The following is a 15,966-nucleotide window of genomic DNA, read 5'->3' as shown; positions in this document are numbered from 1 at the left end:
CTTAGCGGGGCATGCCCCGCGTAAGCCGACACAGCATCAATGCGCTTCGTCCCAATTCCTGCCGACGCCTACCTCGGCCGTCAACGGCACTTTCAGCGCGGCCACGCCGGCCATCAGTTCCGGCAGCTTGCGCTTGACCAGTTCCAGTTCCGCATCCGGCACTTCCAGCACCAGTTCATCGTGCACCTGCATGATCATCTTCGTCTGCAAGCCGTCCGTTTCCAGCCAGCCTTGCACGGCGATCATGGCCAGCTTGATGAGGTCGGCGGCGGTGCCCTGCATCGGCGCGTTGATCGCGGCCCGTTCCGCACCCTGGCGGCGCGGGCCGTTCGGCGAATTAATTTCTGGCAACCACAAACGGCGGCCAAACACGGTTTCCACGTAGCCGCGCGCCTTGGCTTGCTGGCGCGTGTCTTCCATGTACTGTTTCACTCCGGAAAAACGGGCAAAGTAACGGTCGATATAGCTTTGCGCGGCCGTGCGGTCCACGCCCAGGTTACCGGCCAGGCCGAATGCGCTCATGCCGTAGATCAAACCGAAGTTGATGACCTTGGCGTAGCGGCGCTGCTCGCTCTGCACTTCCGCGGCCGGCACGCCAAAGATTTCAGCGGCCGTGGCACGGTGAATGTCGATGCCGTCGGCAAACGCGCGCAGCATCGCTTCATCGCCCGAGATATGCGCCATGATGCGCAATTCGATCTGCGAATAGTCGGCCGAAACGATGTGGCTGCCCGGCGGCGCAATGAACGCTTCGCGGATGCGGCGGCCTTCCGCGCTGCGGATGGGAATATTCTGCAAATTCGGGTCGTTCGACGCCAGGCGCCCCGTCACGGCCACGGCTTGCGCATAGTTCGTATGCACGCGGCCCGTCGTGACGTTGATCATCTTCGGCAATTTATCGGTATACGTCGACTTCAGCTTGGCCATGCCGCGGTATTCGAGCAGCACTTTCGGCAGCGGATAATCCTCGGCCAGCTTTTGCAGCACTTCTTCATCCGTCGACGGCGCGCCCGTCGGGGTTTTCTTGACCACCGGCAGCTTCAATTTCTCGAAGAAGATTTCGCCGATCTGCTTGGGCGAGCCTAAATTAAACGGCTGCTCGGCCAGTTCATACGCCTTCTTTTCCAGCTCCAGGATTTTGACGGCCAGCTCGGCCGACTGGATGTTGAGCAATTCGTCGTCGATCAGCACGCCGTTGCGCTCGATCTTTTGCAAGACCACGGCCGTCGGCATCTCGATCTTTTCATAGATGAAGGTGAGTTTTTCATCGTTCGCCACATTGCCCCACATGGCATTGTGCAAACGCAAGGTCACGTCGGCATCCTCGGCCGCATACTTGGCCGCCTGCTCCACCTCGACTTGATTGAACGTGATCTGCTTGGCGCCCTTGCCGCACACGTCCTCGAACGGGATGGTCGTGTAGTTCAGGTGGCGCAGGGCCAGGCTGTCCATGTCGTGCTTCTTGTGCGACTCGAATACATACGATTCGAGCAAGGTGTCGTGGGCGATGCCGCGCAACGTCACGCCATGGTTGGCGAAGATGTGGCTGTCATACTTCAGGTTCTGCCCCAGCTTGGGCTTGGTTTCATCTTCGAGCCACGGGCGCAGTTTCGCCAGCACGTGTTCGCGCGTCAACTGTTCCGGCGCGCCCGCGTAGTCGTGGGCCAGCGGGATGTAACAGGCGGCGTGCTCGGCCACGGAGAGGGAAATGCCGACCATTTGCGCCGTCATCGGTTCCAGCGAGGTGGTTTCCGTGTCGACGGCCGTCAGGGCAGCCGCATCGATCAGCGCGATCCATTTGTCGAGCTGGGCATCCGTCAGCACGGTTTCATACTCGGCTTCCACCGCTGGCGCGGCATCGGCGAACATGTCGCCCGTCGTGTTGACGACGGAAACGCCGGCGGCAGGCGGCGCTCCGACGGGCGACATCGGCGGCGGCGTGGCGCCCAGTTCGCGCAGCAGGGCCTTGAAGCCGTAGCGGTTGAAGAAGGCCAGCAGCGCTTCCTTGTCTTCGTGTTTCGCCACCAGCGAATCGGCGATCGTCGTCATATGGCCGGACAGATCGCAATCGGTCTTGACGGTGATCAAGGCGCGCGCCTGCGGCAGCCATGGCAGGGCCGTGCGCAGGTTTTCACCGACGGCGCCGCCCACCTTGGCCGCGTTTTCCATCACGCCTTCCAGGCTGTCGTACAGGGTCAGCCACTTGACGGCCGTTTTCGGCCCGCATTTCGACACGCCCGGCACGTTGTCGACCGTATCGCCGATCAGCGACAGATAATCGATGATGCGGTTGGGCGGCACGCCGAACTTGGCCAGCACGGCCGCTTCGTCGAGCTTTTCATTGCTCATGGTATTGATCAGCATCACCTGGCTGTTGACCAGCTGTGCCAGATCCTTGTCGCCCGTGGACACCACCACGTTCATGCCGGCGGCGGCCGCCTGCACGGCCAGGGTGCCGATCACATCGTCCGCTTCGACGCCGTCGACCATCAGGATCGGCCAGCCCATGGCGCGCACGGCTTCATGGATCGGTTCGATCTGCAAACGCAGGTCGTCCGGCATCGAGGCGCGCGTGGCCTTGTACTCGGGATACATGTCATCGCGGAAAGTTTTACCCTTGGCATCGAACACGCAGGCGATGTAGGCGGCCGGGTAATCGGCGCGCAGGCGGCGCAGCATGTTGACCATGCCGTGCATGGCGCCCGTGGGGTAACCGTCCGGGCTGCGCAGGTCGGGCAGCGCATGGAAGGCACGATAGAGGTAACTGGAACCGTCGACTAACAGCAGGGTGTTTTGCATAATGCCAATAAAATAAGGTGAGCGCGCCCGCCCAGGAAGTACAGCGGCGGGCGGGTGGAATATCGTCCAATTATCGCAGAGTTTAGGGCCGCGCCACCGGCCGCAATGCGTGCCGCTCCTGGCGTTTTTGCCACCCTGGCGGCCCCGAACTGGCATGCGTGCCGCCGCTGCCAGCCATTTCCGTTCATTTAAACAGCATTGCCTATCAGTTTGTTACAATGCCTTATAGATAAATTGACGGCATTACACCACTGCACGCGCTGCAGTCCCACACATGGAAGCGAACCCATCATGATGCGTACATCGACACTCTGGACATTCCTCGCCCTGCCCCTGCTGGCATGTTCAGCCATTGCCAGCGCCCAGACGCCAACCAAACCGAGCGACGCGCCGCCACAACTGGAACGTATCGAGGAAATGGGCGAAGCGCCCATCACCGTGGCGCCGGCCGCCGCCAAGCAGCAGATTACCGAAAAACGCGAAGCGGGCGTCACCAGCGAAGTGAAAGTCACCAGCGGCGGCAGCACCTATTACATGAAGCCGGCCGCCGGCGGCGACCAGGCCCACAGCGGCGCCCTGCGCGGCCCGCAATGGAAAGTACTGGAATTTGATCTGGGCAAGAAGAAACAGAAACAACGCGACGAAGAGGCAGCGGACGCGCCAGCACCGCCCGCACCAGCGAAGTAAGCAGCCACTCTCTTCTGCCCTGCCCCGGCCATGCGCGGGGGCAGCCGGCTTTTTTTGACCTTTTAGACCATTCCTCTCTTTCCCATGGCAGTTTTTACCGCGCTACACCTGGACGATATCGGCCAGTGGATCACGCAGTTTCCACTCGGCAAACCTCTGGCGCTCAAGGGCATCGCGTCCGGCATCGAAAACAGCAATTTCTTCCTGAGCACGGAGCGCGGCGAGTTTGTGCTGACGATCTTTGAAAACCTCAGCTTCGCGCAATTGCCGTTCTATCTGCAACTGATGCGCCATTTGGCGGACCGGGGCGTGCTGGTGCCCGCACCGATCGCCAATGTGGACGGCGAACTGGTGACGGCCCTGCAAGGCAAGCCGGCCGCCATCGTCAGCAAACTCGACGGCAGCTCGCAGATGGCGCCGCAAGCCGTGCATTGCGCGGCCGTGGGCGCCATGCTGGCGAAGATGCACCTGGCGGCGCAGGACTTCCCCCTGCAGCAGCCGAATTTGCGGGGCCTGGACTGGTGGAACGCCACCACGCCGCTGGTCTTGCACCATCTCGACGATGCCAGGGCGCACCTGCTGCGCGCGGAAATCCACTTCCAGGACGCCTTTGCCGCCTGCGATACGTATAAAGCCATCCCGCGCGGTCCCGTGCATGCCGACTTGTTCCGCAACAACGTCATGTTTGACGGCGAGCGCCTGACGGGCTTTTTCGACTTTTACTTTGCCGGCTGCGACACCTGGCTGTTCGACGTGGCCGTCACCGTCAACGACTGGTGCGTGGACCTGGCCACGGGCGTGCTCGACAAGGTGCGCGTGCGCGCCCTGCTCGACGCCTACCAGGCCGTGCGCCCGTTTACGCACGAAGAACAAACGGCATGGCAACCGATGCTGCGCGCCGCCGCGCTGCGTTTCTGGCTGTCGCGCCTGTACGATTATTACCAGCCGCGCGAAGCGGAAATGCTGACACCGCACGATCCCACGCATTTCGAACGCATTCTGCGCGAACGTATCGCCACACCTGCTCCGGAACTGTTTTAAACATGGAAAAATTACCTGCAAGTACAGGTTGGCAATGGGTGAAACAGGGATTCGCCCTGTTTCGCAAGCAACCTGGCGGCATGTCGATGCTGTTTCTCGGCTATATGTTCTGCATGCTGGCCGTCAGCATCGTGCCCGTGCTGGGCCAATTGCTGCCCGTTATCCTGGTGCCCGTGTTTTCCGTGGCCTTCGTGCAAGGTTGCCTGAATATCGACCAGGGCAAGCGCGTCCTGCCCAGCCTCTTGATTTCGGGCTTCCGCAAACCCGCGTTTCCTTCCCTGTTCGGCCTGGGCGTGCTGTACATCCTGATGGCCATCGTTGCCATCGGCGCCTCGACCCTGGTGGACGACGGCTTGCTGTGGAAACTGGTCACCGGGCAACTGACGGAAGAAGCGGCACGCGCCGCCATCCCCGACTCGCGCCTGGGTCTGGGCATCCTGCTGGCCATCGTGCTGTACGTGCCGGCCGCCATGGCCTTCTGCTTTGCCGCGCCGCTGATCTACTGGCGCCAAACCGGCCTGGGCAAGGCGCTGTTCTTCAGCTTTTTCGCCGTCTGGCGTTCGCTGTCGGCCTTCATCGTCTTCGCCGCCACCTGGTTCGCCATCAGCGTCGTCACCAGCCAGTTACTGGCCGTCATCTTTGGCCGCACGCCGCTGATGATGCAGCTGATGATGCCCCTGTCGATGATACTCACCATCATCATGCATTGCTCGTTCTACGCCGCCTACCGGCAAATCTTCGGCCTGCCCGTCGATGAGAGCAAGACGGTGTCGTTGGACAAGACCGGAGAGTGATCACCGGCCAGATATAAAAAGGGGCAGCCTGCGCAGGCTGCCCCTTTTTTATATATCGAATGCCTTGCAACGCCAACAATGATGTCGGATTACGCTGCGCTAATCCGACCTACGCGCTCTCGAATGCCTTGCAATGCCACAGCGTAGGTCGGATTAGCGGCGGCACGCCGCGTAATCCGACGCTGCGAGGCCAACAATGATGTCGGATGACGCTACGCTAATCCGACCTACGCGCCAGACCAGATCACCGTTCCTGGCGTAGGTCGGATTAGCCGAAGGCGTAATCCGACGCCATCGTCAGCCATCCCGCGTACCACATCACCGTCCCAGACGTTCCAGCTTGGCAATCCCCAGGTCCAGCACCTTCATGCCGTGCTGTCCGAAGTTGATCTGCGCGCGCGCATTGCCGCCGCCGCCTTCGATATTGACGATCACGCCTTCACCGAACTTGGCGTGCGCCACCGATTCGCCGATGCGCCAGCCGCCGCCCGTGGCTTTTTGCGCGATCTTTTGCGCAATCGCATTGTCCGAACCGAGGCTGGCCACCTTGGGCGCCTCGTCCCAGGCCGACTTGCGGTTGCCGAACCAGTTGGCCTGTACTTTCGGCGACAGCCATTTCAAGGACTCTTCCGGCAACTCGTCGAAGAAGCGCGACTTCATGTTGTAGCGCGTCTGGCCGTGCAGCATGCGCGTCTGCGAGAAGCTCATGTAGAGCCGCTTGCGCGCGCGCGTGATGGCCACGTACATCAGCCGGCGCTCCTCTTCCACGCCATTGTCTTCCTTCGAACTGCTTTCGTGCGGGAACAGGCCCTCTTCCAGGCCCGTGATGAACACATTGTCGAATTCCAGGCCTTTGGCCGAATGTACCGTCATCATCTGCAGCGCATCCTGGCCCGCCTGCGCCTGGTTGTCGCCCGCTTCCAGCGACGCGTGCGAGAGGAAGGCGGAGAGCGGCGACATCACGGCCGGCAGCGGCGCGTCGGCATCGAGGATTTCGATGCCATCCTGGTTGACGACGGGCGCGCCCGACTGCGCCTGGGCGGCAGGCCCCAGGTGGGCCGGTGCGCCCTGTCCAAAACCTTCCTCGGAAATGAATTGGCTGGCCGCGCTGACCATCTGCTCCAGATTCTCGATGCGGTCGGCGCCTTCCTTTTCATTCTGATAATGCTGGAGCAAGGTACTCGCTTCCAGCACGACTCTGACCATTTCCGGCAGAGATAATTGCTGCGTTTCGAAGCGCACGCCTTCGATCAGTTTCACGAAACCGGCCAGCACGCTGCCCGCCTTGCCCGCCACGTAGGGCACGGATGCGTACAGCGAAATGCCATACTGTTCCGACGCGGCCTGCAATTGCTCGATCGAACGCATGCCGATGCCGCGCGTGGGGAAATTGACCACGCGCAAGAAAGCGGAGTCATTGTGCGGATTGTCCATCAATTGCAAATAAGCAATCGCGTGCTTGACCTCGGCGCGCTGGAAGTAGCGCTGGCCGCCATACACGTGGTACGGAATCGCGGCCGAGAACAGCGCATGTTCGATCACGCGCGACTGCGCGTTCGAGCGGTACAGAATGGCGATTTCGCTGCGCGAGGCGCCATCGGCGATCAGGCTTTTCGCTTCTTCGATGATCCACTGCGCTTCCTGCAAGTCGGAACTGGCTTCATACACGCGCACCTGCTCGCCATGGCCCGCGTCCGTGCGCAAATTCTTGCCCAGGCGCTTGCTATTGTTCGCGATCAACACGTTGGCACTGTCGAGGATGTGGCCGTGCGAGCGGTAGTTCTGCTCCAGCTTGATCAAGTTCTTGACCTGGAACTCATGCTCGAAGGCGCTCATGTTGCCGACATTCGCGCCGCGGAAGGCGTAGATGCTCTGGTCATCGTCGCCGACGGCAAACAGGGCGCCGCCATCGCGGCTGCCGTGGCCGGCCAGCAATTTCAACCAGTTGTATTGCAGGTTGTTCGTATCCTGGAACTCGTCGACGAGGATGTGGCGGAAGCGCGCCTGGTAGTGCTCGCGCAACGGTTGATTGCGGCTGAGCAACTCGTACGTGCGCAGCAGCAATTCCGCAAAATCGACGACGCCTTCGCGCTGGCACTGGTCGTCGTACAACTGGTACAGCTCGACCATCTTGCGCTCATGCGCGTCATACGCTTCCACGTCCGTGGCGCGCAAGCCCTGGTCCTTGGCGTTGTTGATGAAATACATCACCGTCTTCGGCGGGAATTTCTCATCATCAATGTTGTTCGCCTTCAACAAGCGCTTGATCACGGATAGCTGATCCTGGGAATCGAGGATCTGGAACGTCTGCGGCAAGGCCGCATCGCGGTAGTGCGTGCGCAGCAAGCGGTTGCACAGGCCGTGGAAGGTGCCGATCCACATGCCGCGCGTGTTGATCGGCAGCATGGCCGACAGGCGCGTGAGCATTTCCTTGGCGGCTTTATTCGTAAAGGTCACGGCCAGGATGCCGGGCGGCGATACCTGCTGGGTCTGGATCAGCCACGCGATGCGGGTGGTCAGCACGCGGGTCTTGCCCGAACCGGCGCCGGCCAGGATCAGCGCATGCTGGGCCGGCAGGGTGACGGCAGCCAATTGTTCGGGATTGAGGTTGTGAAGAAGATTTTGCATCCCGTGATTATACCGGCATGGCTAAAAATACTGTGCATTTGTCCAGCGGTCGCGCCATTTTACCCACGCGCGCTACAATCGGCATCCCGACACAATGGCCTGTATCCCCATGACACCACCCACCCACCTCGACGGCGCCCGCGTACTGACCTGGGGCTGGTCCGACCAGCCCTTCGGCCACGTCGCCAGTGAAGACGGCACCGCCCCCGTCGCCATCCACGGCCTGGCCGTGTGCCAGTATGCGGGCGAGGCGCGCGTCTACCGTTTCAGCTGCGACGCTCGCTGGGAAACGCTGCAGGATGAGGTGTATGCGAGCGAAGACGAGGCCAGGGCGCAGCTGCCGGCGCAATACCGGGCCGTGGCCGCCGTATGGAAGCAAGTCTAGCGCACCGGCTTGGCCTTGCCCTCGCTGAGCGCCTGGGCGATCACCTGGCGCGTGGTCTTGTCCGCTGCCTTGGTGGCCTTTTCCTGCTGGCGTCCCAGCGCTTCCATCTGCTTGCCCAGGGTTTCCATCGGCTTGCCGCGCTGATTCATCTGGCGCGACAGCGCATCCACCTTGTCCGCCTCGCGTTCTTGCGCGGCGGCAATGCGGTCGTTGACCTCTTCCATGGCGTCCTGCGCATCTTCCATCTGCTGCTGCAGGCGTTCCACCTCGCGTCCGGCCGCGCGGCGCGCCATCTCCGTGGTGGCCTGCGCCTGGCGGCGCGCCGCCTCGCCCATCTTGCGGCCCAGTTCCTGCTGCTGGCGGCCCAGCGCCTGCAGTTGCGCCACATCGCGCGCACCGACGTTCGCCTGCGCCGCGCCATGGGCGCCCATCTTGCTGCCCAGTTCGCCCATCGCCTTGCCATGTTCGCTCATCTGCTTGCCCAGGCCACTCATCTGAAAGCCCAGGTCTTGCGACGGCTTCCAGGCGTCGCGCACGCGGGCCAGCAGCGCGGCATCCTGCGTCACATAGCCCTTGCCCTGGTCGCGGAACCACAGGAACTGTCCCTTGAGCGAACGCTGCAGCTGCTTGATCTGCTGGCCGTCGACATCGGTGCCGGCCATGGTCACGCTATCCTCGCTGCTGTCGACGAGCGCATAGCCATCGCCGCTGCCCATGGAAATATTGATCTGCTTGCTCGGCGCGGCCGGTGCGGCCGGCGGCGCGGGCGGCTGCGGCGGCTGCACGGCCAGCGCGCTGCCGCCAAGCAGGATACCGGCCAGGCTGAGGATCAAACGGTGGGAAGTGGACATGGCTGCCTCGTCGCAAAATTAGTGGAGCATTGACTGTAGCGATGGATGGCGCACGGCTCCAGCGCGGTGCGACAGGCTGCAAAAAGACCTGCCTGGATGGCAGACATGGACGATGGATGGCACGCGGGCAAAAAAAACGGAGGCCGCAGCCTCCGCAAAAACGCCGTGGTACGGCGTATTTCAATTAATACAGCACGACGGAGCGGATCGATTCGCCGCTTTTCATCAGGTCGAAACCCTGATTGATGTCGTCGAGCTTCAGACGGTGCGTGATCAAGTCGTCGATATTGAGCTTGCCTTCCATGTACCAGTCGACGATCTTCGGCACGTCCGTGCGGCCGCGCGCGCCGCCGAAGGCGGAACCTTTCCACACGCGCCCCGTCACCAGCTGGAATGGACGGGTGGAAATTTCCTGGCCGGCCGCCGCCACGCCGATGATGATGGACTGGCCCCAGCCCTTGTGGCAGCACTCGAGCGACTGGCGCATGGTGGTGGTGTTGCCGATGCATTCAAACGAATAGTCGGCGCCGCCGTCCGTCAGCTGCACGATGGTGTCGACGACGTTGTCCACTTCGTTGGCGTTGACGAAATGCGTCATGCCGAACTTGCGGGCGATGTCCTGGCGCGCCGGGTTGATGTCGACGCCGATGATTTTATCGGCGCCGACCATCTTCGCCGCCTGGATCACGTTCAGGCCGATGCCGCCCAGGCCGAACACGACGACATTCGCGCCCGCCTCGACCTTGGCCGTAAACAGCACGGCGCCCACGCCGGTGGTGACGCCGCAGCCGATGTAGCAGACCTTGTCGAACGGTGCGTCTTCGCGGATTTTTGCGAGCGCGATTTCCGGCACGACGATGTAGTTCGAGAAGGTGGAGGTGCCCATGTAGTGGAAGATGGGCTTGCCGTCGATGGAAAAGCGCGAGGTGGCGTCCGGCATCAGGCCGCGGCCCTGGGTCGAGCGTATCGACTGGCACAGGTTGGTCTTTTGCGACAGGCAGAATTTGCACTGGCGGCATTCCGGCGTGTACAGCGGGATGACGTGGTCATCCTTCTTCAGGCTTTTCACGCCCGGGCCCACGTCGACGACGATGCCGGCGCCTTCATGGCCGAGAATCGACGGGAAGATGCCTTCCGGATCGGCGCCCGACAGGGTGTAGTAATCGGTGTGGCAAATGCCCGTGGCCTTGATCTCGACCAGTACTTCGCCCTCGCGCGGGCCGGCCAGGTCGACTTCTTCGATGGTCAGCGGGGCGCCCGCCTTCCAGGCAATCGCTGCTTTGGTTTTCATGTGTGTCCTGTCTAAATTTTAAGGTGCGCTACAGCGCGCCAGCATTAACCATGATAGCAAGACAATTCGCCGATGACGAGTGCACGCCCGTTCGGAACGCCACGACGTCTGACAAAATCGTAGCGAGCGGATGTGAGTTGTGGCCGAGAAGCGCAGCTGTGCGCATGCACAGTGAGCATCGCCGGCCGCAAATCGCACCGCGCAGCAGATTTTCTCAGACGTTCTTCTTGGCCCGGTTGAGGAAGGCGCCGTGCAAGCCGTTCAGGGTTTCCTCGGCCAGCAGCAGCTGGCTGGCGATTTCATTGATCTTGCGGCGGCTGGAACGGGCATGGTCGCGCAGCACTTCGAACGCCGTGTTGCGGTCCGTCTGGAACTTGCCCATCAGCAATCCAACGGCCAAACTCGTTTCGCGTCCGGCGGCCAGGGCCGCGTTCAGGTTCAGCTCGGTACGCCGCAGCTGGCGGATCTCGTCGGCACGGGCCAGGCCCGCTTCGAACGCGGGCATCAAGCGGCCTTCATCGACGGGTTTCACCACGTAGCCGACGGCGCCGTAGGCAGCCGCCTGCTTGCCCGATTCGCTGTCACCGCTGCCGGACAGGAACATGAACGGCACGCCCGTCTCGCCATGCAGACGCTTGGCCAGTTCCAGGCCGGACATGCCCGGCATGTGGATGTCGAGCAAAGCCAGGTCCGGCTCGCGCTGAGCGATCAGCTGCAGCGCCACTTCGGCCGAATGGGCCAGGGCCGTCTCGTAGCCGGCATGGCGCAGGACTTCGCCGAGGAATTCCAACAGGAGCTGGTCATCGTCAACGATCAGGATAAGGCGTTTCGCGGCGGCTGGCTGACTCATGGGTGGGGAACCTCGGTAATGAATGATGTTCTTATTATATGCCGATTATTGCCCCAAATCAGCCCCGTATGTCCATGCTCATGCCGCGAATAATTGATTGAATTGCTGCACCGCAATATTCACATCGTCCGCCTCGTATGCATTATTAAAGACGCTGCTGATGGCCGCCACCATGTCGGCGCCGCGCGCCACCAGCGGCGCCGCGTTCTCCGGCGTCATGCCGCCGATCACCACGCAGGGCAAGGCGATCTCGCGTTTCGCCTGCAGCACGATGTCCAGGGGCGTGGTCACCGGATACTTTTTCACCAGCGAAGGATAAAAGCCGCCGAAGGCCACATAGCTGGCGCCGCCGGCCTCGGCCGTCCTGGCCAGGGCCATGTCGCCATAGCAGGAAGCGCCGACGATCTTGTCCTTGCCCAGGCGCGCGCGCACCTGCGCCACGGACGCGTCCAGGCCGCCCACGTGCACGCCATCGGCGTCGAGTTCTTCGCACAGCTCGATAAAGTCATTGATGATGAAGGGCACGCCATACTTGCGGGCCAGGGCCAGCAAGGCGCCCGCCTGCTCGCGCCGCTGCTGCGCCTCGGCGCTCTTGTGGCGGTATTGCAGCAGGGCCACGCCGCCGTGCAAGGCCTGTTCCGTGATGTCGAGCAGGCGGTCGGTGTCGTCCCAATTCGGGGTAACCAGATACAGTCCACGCATGATGTTTCCTTATTGAATGAATCGTTGCGGCATAAGCTGACCTGGCGCAATCGCATACGCGCCGGTCAGGGCCGCATGGCAATAGCTTTGCGCCAGATCAAGCGCTTCAGGCAATGCCTGTCCCAGTGCCAGGCGCGCCGCGATGGCCGAGGCCAGGGTGCAGCCGCTGCCGTGAAATTCTCCGGGCAGGCGCGGCCAGCGCCATTCGCGCTCCCCGCCAGCGGCGTCAAACCAGCGGTTGATGATCGTCTCGCCCTCGCCATGGCCGCCCGTCACCAGCACGTGGCCACAGCCTTGCGCGCGCAACGCTGCTTCGCCACCGAGAGCCAGCGCTTCGGGCCCGTTCGGTACGATCACGGTAGTCACCGGCAGCAAGGGCGCCAGCGCCAGCACGGCATCATCCCGGCTGAGCACGTCGCCATGGCCGCTGGCCAGCACGGGATCGAGCACCACGGGCAAGTCCGGCCGGCTTTGGCGCAATTGCGCGATCAGCTGCGCGATGACGGCCGCATTCGCGGCGCTGCCGGGAATGCCGATCTTCACGGCATCGATGGCGATCTTGTCGATCAGCGCCAGCGCCTGCCGGCGCAGCAGCTCCGGCGCCACCGGCTCGACAGCAAACACGCGGTCATTGTCCTGCACCGTCAGCGCCGTGATCACGGGCAAGGCATGCGCGCCCTGCGCGGCAATCGCGACAATATCGGCGGCGATGCCGGCGCCGCCCGACGGGTCGGCGCCGGCAAACACCAGCACCGTCGGCAACGTTGGCACCATCACGCCAGGCGGCCCGCCATCGGCGACGATGGGGAAGCGGCAAATTTGCGCGGCATGCGTCCCGCCAGAAACGCTTCGCGCCCGGCCCGCACGGCCAGCTTCATGGCACGCGCCATGCGCACGGGGTCGCGCGCGCCGGCAATGGCCGTGTTCATCAGCACGCCATCGCAGCCCAGTTCCATGGCGATGGCCGCATCCGACGCCGTGCCCACGCCCGCATCGACGAGCACGGGGACTTTCGCCTGGTCGATGATCAAGGACAAGTTCCACGGATTCAGGATGCCCATGCCCGAGCCGATCAGGGACGCCAGCGGCATGACGGCCACGCAGCCGATCTCTTCCAGAATCTTCGCCTGGATGGGGTCGTCGCTGCAGTAGACCATCACGTCGAAACCATCCTTGACCAGCGCTTCGGCCGCAATCAACGTTTCCGGCATGTGCGGGAACAGGGTCTTTTCATCACCCAGCACTTCCAGCTTCACCAGGTTGCGCCCGCCCAGCAGTTCACGCGCCAGCTGCAGGGTGTAGACGGCGTCTTTCGCGTTGTAGCAGCCGGCCGTGTTCGGCAGTATCGTGTACTGGTCGGGCGGCACGAAGTCCAGCAGGCTGGGCGCGTTCGGGTCCTGGCCAATGTTGACCCTGCGGATCGCCACCGTGATGATCTGCGCCTCGGCAGCGTCCGTCGCTTCGCGCGTCTGCGGCAAGTCCTTGTACTTGCCGCTGCCCACCAGCAAGCGCGATTGGTATTGCTTGCCTGCGATGGTCAGCAGGTCGTCATGTGTTGCGGTATTCATGTGCTTTTCCTTAAGTTTTTAAACGTCCGAAGAAAACCGTAGCGAGCGGCGATGATTTGTGGCCGAGACGCGCAACCGTGCTAGAGCACGGGGGCGCCGAGCCGGTGAGCATCACAGGCCGCAAAGCACGACGCGCAGTAGGTTTGCTTGGACGTTTTCAGCCACCGCCAATGGCGCGTACAATTTCCACTTGGTCTTGCGTTTGCAAGACCTGTCCTGGCCACGCCTTGCGCGGCACGACGTTGCGGTTGACGGCCAGCGCCAGCGCCTGGTTTTCCAGCGACAGCGCGGCAATCAATTGATCGAGTGTCTGCCCCGGCGGCACCTGGTGCGGTGCGCCGTTGAGCGTGATGGATATCAATGCAGGCATCACGCTCTCCTTCAGACCTTGCGGTACAGCTCGGCGCCGTTCTTGATGAACTCGATGGCCTTGATTTCCATGCCCTGCTGGAGCGCCTTGTCTTCCGCGATGCCCATACCGGCCGCGTATTCGCGCACTTCCTGCGTGATCTTCATCGAACAGAAATGGGGGCCGCACATGGAGCAGAAATGCGCCACCTTGGCTGAATCCTTGGGCAAGGTTTCATCGTGGAATTCGCGCGCCTTGTCCGGGTCCAGGCCGATGTTGAACTGGTCGTCCCAGCGGAATTCGAAGCGGGCTTTCGACAGCGCGTTGTCGCGGATCTGCGCGCCCGGATGGCCTTTCGCCAGGTCGGCCGCATGCGCCGCGATCTTGTACGTGATGATGCCGTCCTTGACGTCCGCCTTGTTGGGCAAGCCCAGGTGTTCCTTCGGCGTCACGTAGCACAGCATGGCCGTGCCATACCAGCCGATCATGGCCGCGCCGATGCCCGAAGTGATGTGGTCGTAGCCGGGCGCGATGTCCGTCGTCAGCGGCCCCAGGGTGTAGAACGGCGCTTCGCCGCACTGCTCCAACTGCAAGTCCATGTTTTCTTTAATGAGTTGCATGGGCACGTGGCCCGGGCCCTCGATCATCACTTGCACGTCGTGCTTCCAGGCAACCTGCGTCAGCTCGCCCAGGGTCTTCAATTCGCCCAGCTGCGCCTCGTCGTTGGCGTCGTAGATGGAACCGGGACGCAAGCCGTCGCCCAGCGAGAACGACACGTCATACGCCTTCATGATTTCGCAGATTTCTTCGAAATGCGTGTACAGGAACGATTCCTGGTGGTGCGCCAGGCACCATTTGGCCATGATGGAGCCGCCGCGCGAAACGATGCCCGTCAGGCGCTTGGCCGTCATCGGAACGTAGCGCAGCAGCACGCCCGCGTGGATGGTGAAGTAGTCGACGCCCTGCTCGGCCTGCTCGATCAAAGTGTCGCGGAAGATTTCCCACGTCAGATCCTCGGCCTTGCCGTTGACCTTTTCCAAGGCCTGGTAAATGGGCACGGTGCCGATGGGCACGGGGCTGTTGCGCACGATCCATTCGCGCGTTTCGTGGATATGCTTGCCGGTAGACAAGTCCATCACGTTATCGCCGCCCCAGCGGATGGCCCAGGTCATCTTTTCCACTTCCTCGCCGATCGACGAGGTGACGGCGGAATTGCCGATGTTGGCGTTGATTTTCACGAGGAAATTGCGGCCGATGATCATCGGCTCGACTTCCGGGTGGTTGATGTTGGCGGGAATGATGGCGCGGCCGCGGGCGATTTCCTCGCGCACGAATTCCGGCGTGATCTCGGCCGGGATGCTGGCGCCGAACGACTGGCCCGGGTGCTGGCGGCCCATCAGGTCGGCCAGGCGCTCGCCCATGGGGCCGGAAGCTTTCAGTTCACGCAGATATTCCTGGCGGCGCATGTTTTCGCGGATGGCGACGAATTCCATTTCCGGCGTGATGATGCCCTGGCGCGCGTAATGCATCTGTGTAACATTCTTGCCGGCAATGGCGCGGCGCGGCTTGCGGTGCAGATTGAAACGCAGCTCGGCCAGCTTCGGGTCCGCCAGGCGGGCGATGCCGTAGTCGGAAGTGGGGCCGGGCAACTCTTCCGTATCGGCCCGCTCCATGATCCATGGCAGGCGCGGCGTATCGAGGCCCGAGCGGATGTCGATCCGCACGTCCGGGTCCGTGTACGGGCCGGAGGTATCGTAGACGTAGATCGGCGGATTCTTTTCGCCGCCGAACGATGCTTCCGTGTCGGACTGGCTGATCTCGCGCATGGGTACGCGGATGTCGGGGCGGCTGCCCTGCACGTAGATCTTGCGCGAATTGGGCAGCGGCGCGATGGCGGCTTCGTCGACCGTGGCGGTGGCGGAGAGGAATTTCGGGTTGGCGTTCATTTTGGCTCCTTGGCTAGACTATTTTTAAGCCTGGAGCCAGCTAAGGAGGTTCGGAATTACGCACGCGGAAAGGCG

14 protein-coding genes are annotated in these 15,966 nt (G+C 62.5%); 4 read left to right on the top strand and 10 right to left on the bottom strand.

Going from position 1 to position 15,966, the window contains the following annotated elements; all coding sequences use genetic code 11:
* Positions 1 to 36: 36 nt before the first annotated feature.
* Positions 37 to 2,799 carry a DNA polymerase I gene (gene polA / locus JAB8_RS13670; protein ID WP_070290044.1) on the bottom strand — a complete coding sequence of 921 codons (2,763 nt, stop codon included), beginning with the start codon at positions 2,797 to 2,799 and terminating at the stop codon, positions 37 to 39.
* A gap of 291 nt (positions 2,800 to 3,090) precedes the next feature.
* On the opposite strand from polA, the gene JAB8_RS13665 reads away from it, so the two are divergent.
* From JAB8_RS13665 to JAB8_RS13655, 3 genes are all read left to right on the top strand, one after another.
* Entirely contained in the window at positions 3,091 to 3,486 is a 396-nt protein-coding gene (locus tag JAB8_RS13665) for a hypothetical protein (RefSeq protein ID WP_070290043.1), read from the top strand.
* An 84-nt stretch (positions 3,487 to 3,570) separates the two neighbouring features.
* Positions 3,571 to 4,527, top strand: a complete 957-nt coding sequence (locus JAB8_RS13660; RefSeq protein WP_070290042.1) for a homoserine kinase — start codon at positions 3,571 to 3,573, stop codon at positions 4,525 to 4,527.
* Between the two features lie 2 nt (positions 4,528 to 4,529).
* Positions 4,530 to 5,321 (top strand): BPSS1780 family membrane protein, encoded by a 792-nt coding sequence (locus JAB8_RS13655; RefSeq protein WP_070290041.1) that lies wholly within the window; start codon positions 4,530 to 4,532, stop codon positions 5,319 to 5,321.
* Positions 5,322 to 5,639: 318 nt separating this feature from the next.
* Here the strand turns inward: JAB8_RS13655 and JAB8_RS13650 are convergent, their stop codons facing one another.
* On the bottom strand, positions 5,640 to 7,949 hold the full coding sequence (locus tag JAB8_RS13650; protein WP_070278250.1) for a UvrD-helicase domain-containing protein: 2,310 nt from the start codon (positions 7,947 to 7,949) through the stop codon (positions 5,640 to 5,642).
* A 109-nt stretch (positions 7,950 to 8,058) separates the two neighbouring features.
* Between JAB8_RS13650 and JAB8_RS13645 the strand changes: the two genes are divergently transcribed.
* The gene (locus JAB8_RS13645; RefSeq protein WP_070290040.1) at positions 8,059 to 8,334 is read left to right on the top strand and encodes a hypothetical protein; all 276 of its coding nucleotides are present in this window, start codon (positions 8,059 to 8,061) and stop codon (positions 8,332 to 8,334) included.
* Here the strand turns inward: JAB8_RS13645 and JAB8_RS13640 are convergent.
* From JAB8_RS13640 to thiC, 8 genes are all read right to left on the bottom strand, one after another.
* The gene (locus tag JAB8_RS13640; RefSeq protein ID WP_139143045.1) at positions 8,331 to 9,185 is read right to left on the bottom strand and encodes a hypothetical protein; all 855 of its coding nucleotides are present in this window, start codon (positions 9,183 to 9,185) and stop codon (positions 8,331 to 8,333) included. The two genes, JAB8_RS13645 and JAB8_RS13640, sit on opposite strands and share 4 nt — an antisense overlap.
* Positions 9,186 to 9,369: 184 nt before the next feature.
* Positions 9,370 to 10,476: an S-(hydroxymethyl)glutathione dehydrogenase/class III alcohol dehydrogenase gene (locus tag JAB8_RS13635; RefSeq protein ID WP_070290037.1), complete on the bottom strand. Its 1,107-nt coding sequence runs from the start codon at positions 10,474 to 10,476 to the stop codon at positions 9,370 to 9,372.
* 214 nt (positions 10,477 to 10,690) lie between these two features.
* Positions 10,691 to 11,326, bottom strand: a complete 636-nt coding sequence (locus tag JAB8_RS13630) for a response regulator (RefSeq protein WP_070290035.1) — start codon at positions 11,324 to 11,326, stop codon at positions 10,691 to 10,693.
* Positions 11,327 to 11,404: 78 nt separating this feature from the next.
* The gene (gene thiE / locus JAB8_RS13625; RefSeq protein WP_070290033.1) at positions 11,405 to 12,028 is read right to left on the bottom strand and encodes a thiamine phosphate synthase; all 624 of its coding nucleotides are present in this window, start codon (positions 12,026 to 12,028) and stop codon (positions 11,405 to 11,407) included.
* Between the two features lie 9 nt (positions 12,029 to 12,037).
* Entirely contained in the window at positions 12,038 to 12,802 is a 765-nt protein-coding gene (locus JAB8_RS13620) for a hydroxymethylpyrimidine/phosphomethylpyrimidine kinase (RefSeq protein WP_070290031.1), read from the bottom strand.
* Entirely contained in the window at positions 12,802 to 13,596 is a 795-nt protein-coding gene (locus tag JAB8_RS13615; RefSeq protein WP_070290029.1) for a thiazole synthase, read from the bottom strand. Before JAB8_RS13615 ends, JAB8_RS13620 begins: the two co-directional genes overlap by 1 nt.
* Before the next feature lie 157 nt (positions 13,597 to 13,753).
* Entirely contained in the window at positions 13,754 to 13,966 is a 213-nt protein-coding gene (thiS, locus tag JAB8_RS13610; RefSeq protein WP_170846499.1) for a sulfur carrier protein ThiS, read from the bottom strand.
* Positions 13,967 to 13,977: 11 nt separating this feature from the next.
* Entirely contained in the window at positions 13,978 to 15,891 is a 1,914-nt protein-coding gene (thiC, locus tag JAB8_RS13605) for a phosphomethylpyrimidine synthase ThiC (protein ID WP_070222679.1), read from the bottom strand.
* Positions 15,892 to 15,966: the final 75 nt, after the last annotated feature.

This window comes from Janthinobacterium sp. HH106 (genome assembly GCF_001758725.1).
Lineage (GTDB): Bacteria > Pseudomonadota > Gammaproteobacteria > Burkholderiales > Burkholderiaceae_D > Janthinobacterium.
This window is presented reverse-complemented; position numbering and strand designations above follow the sequence as displayed.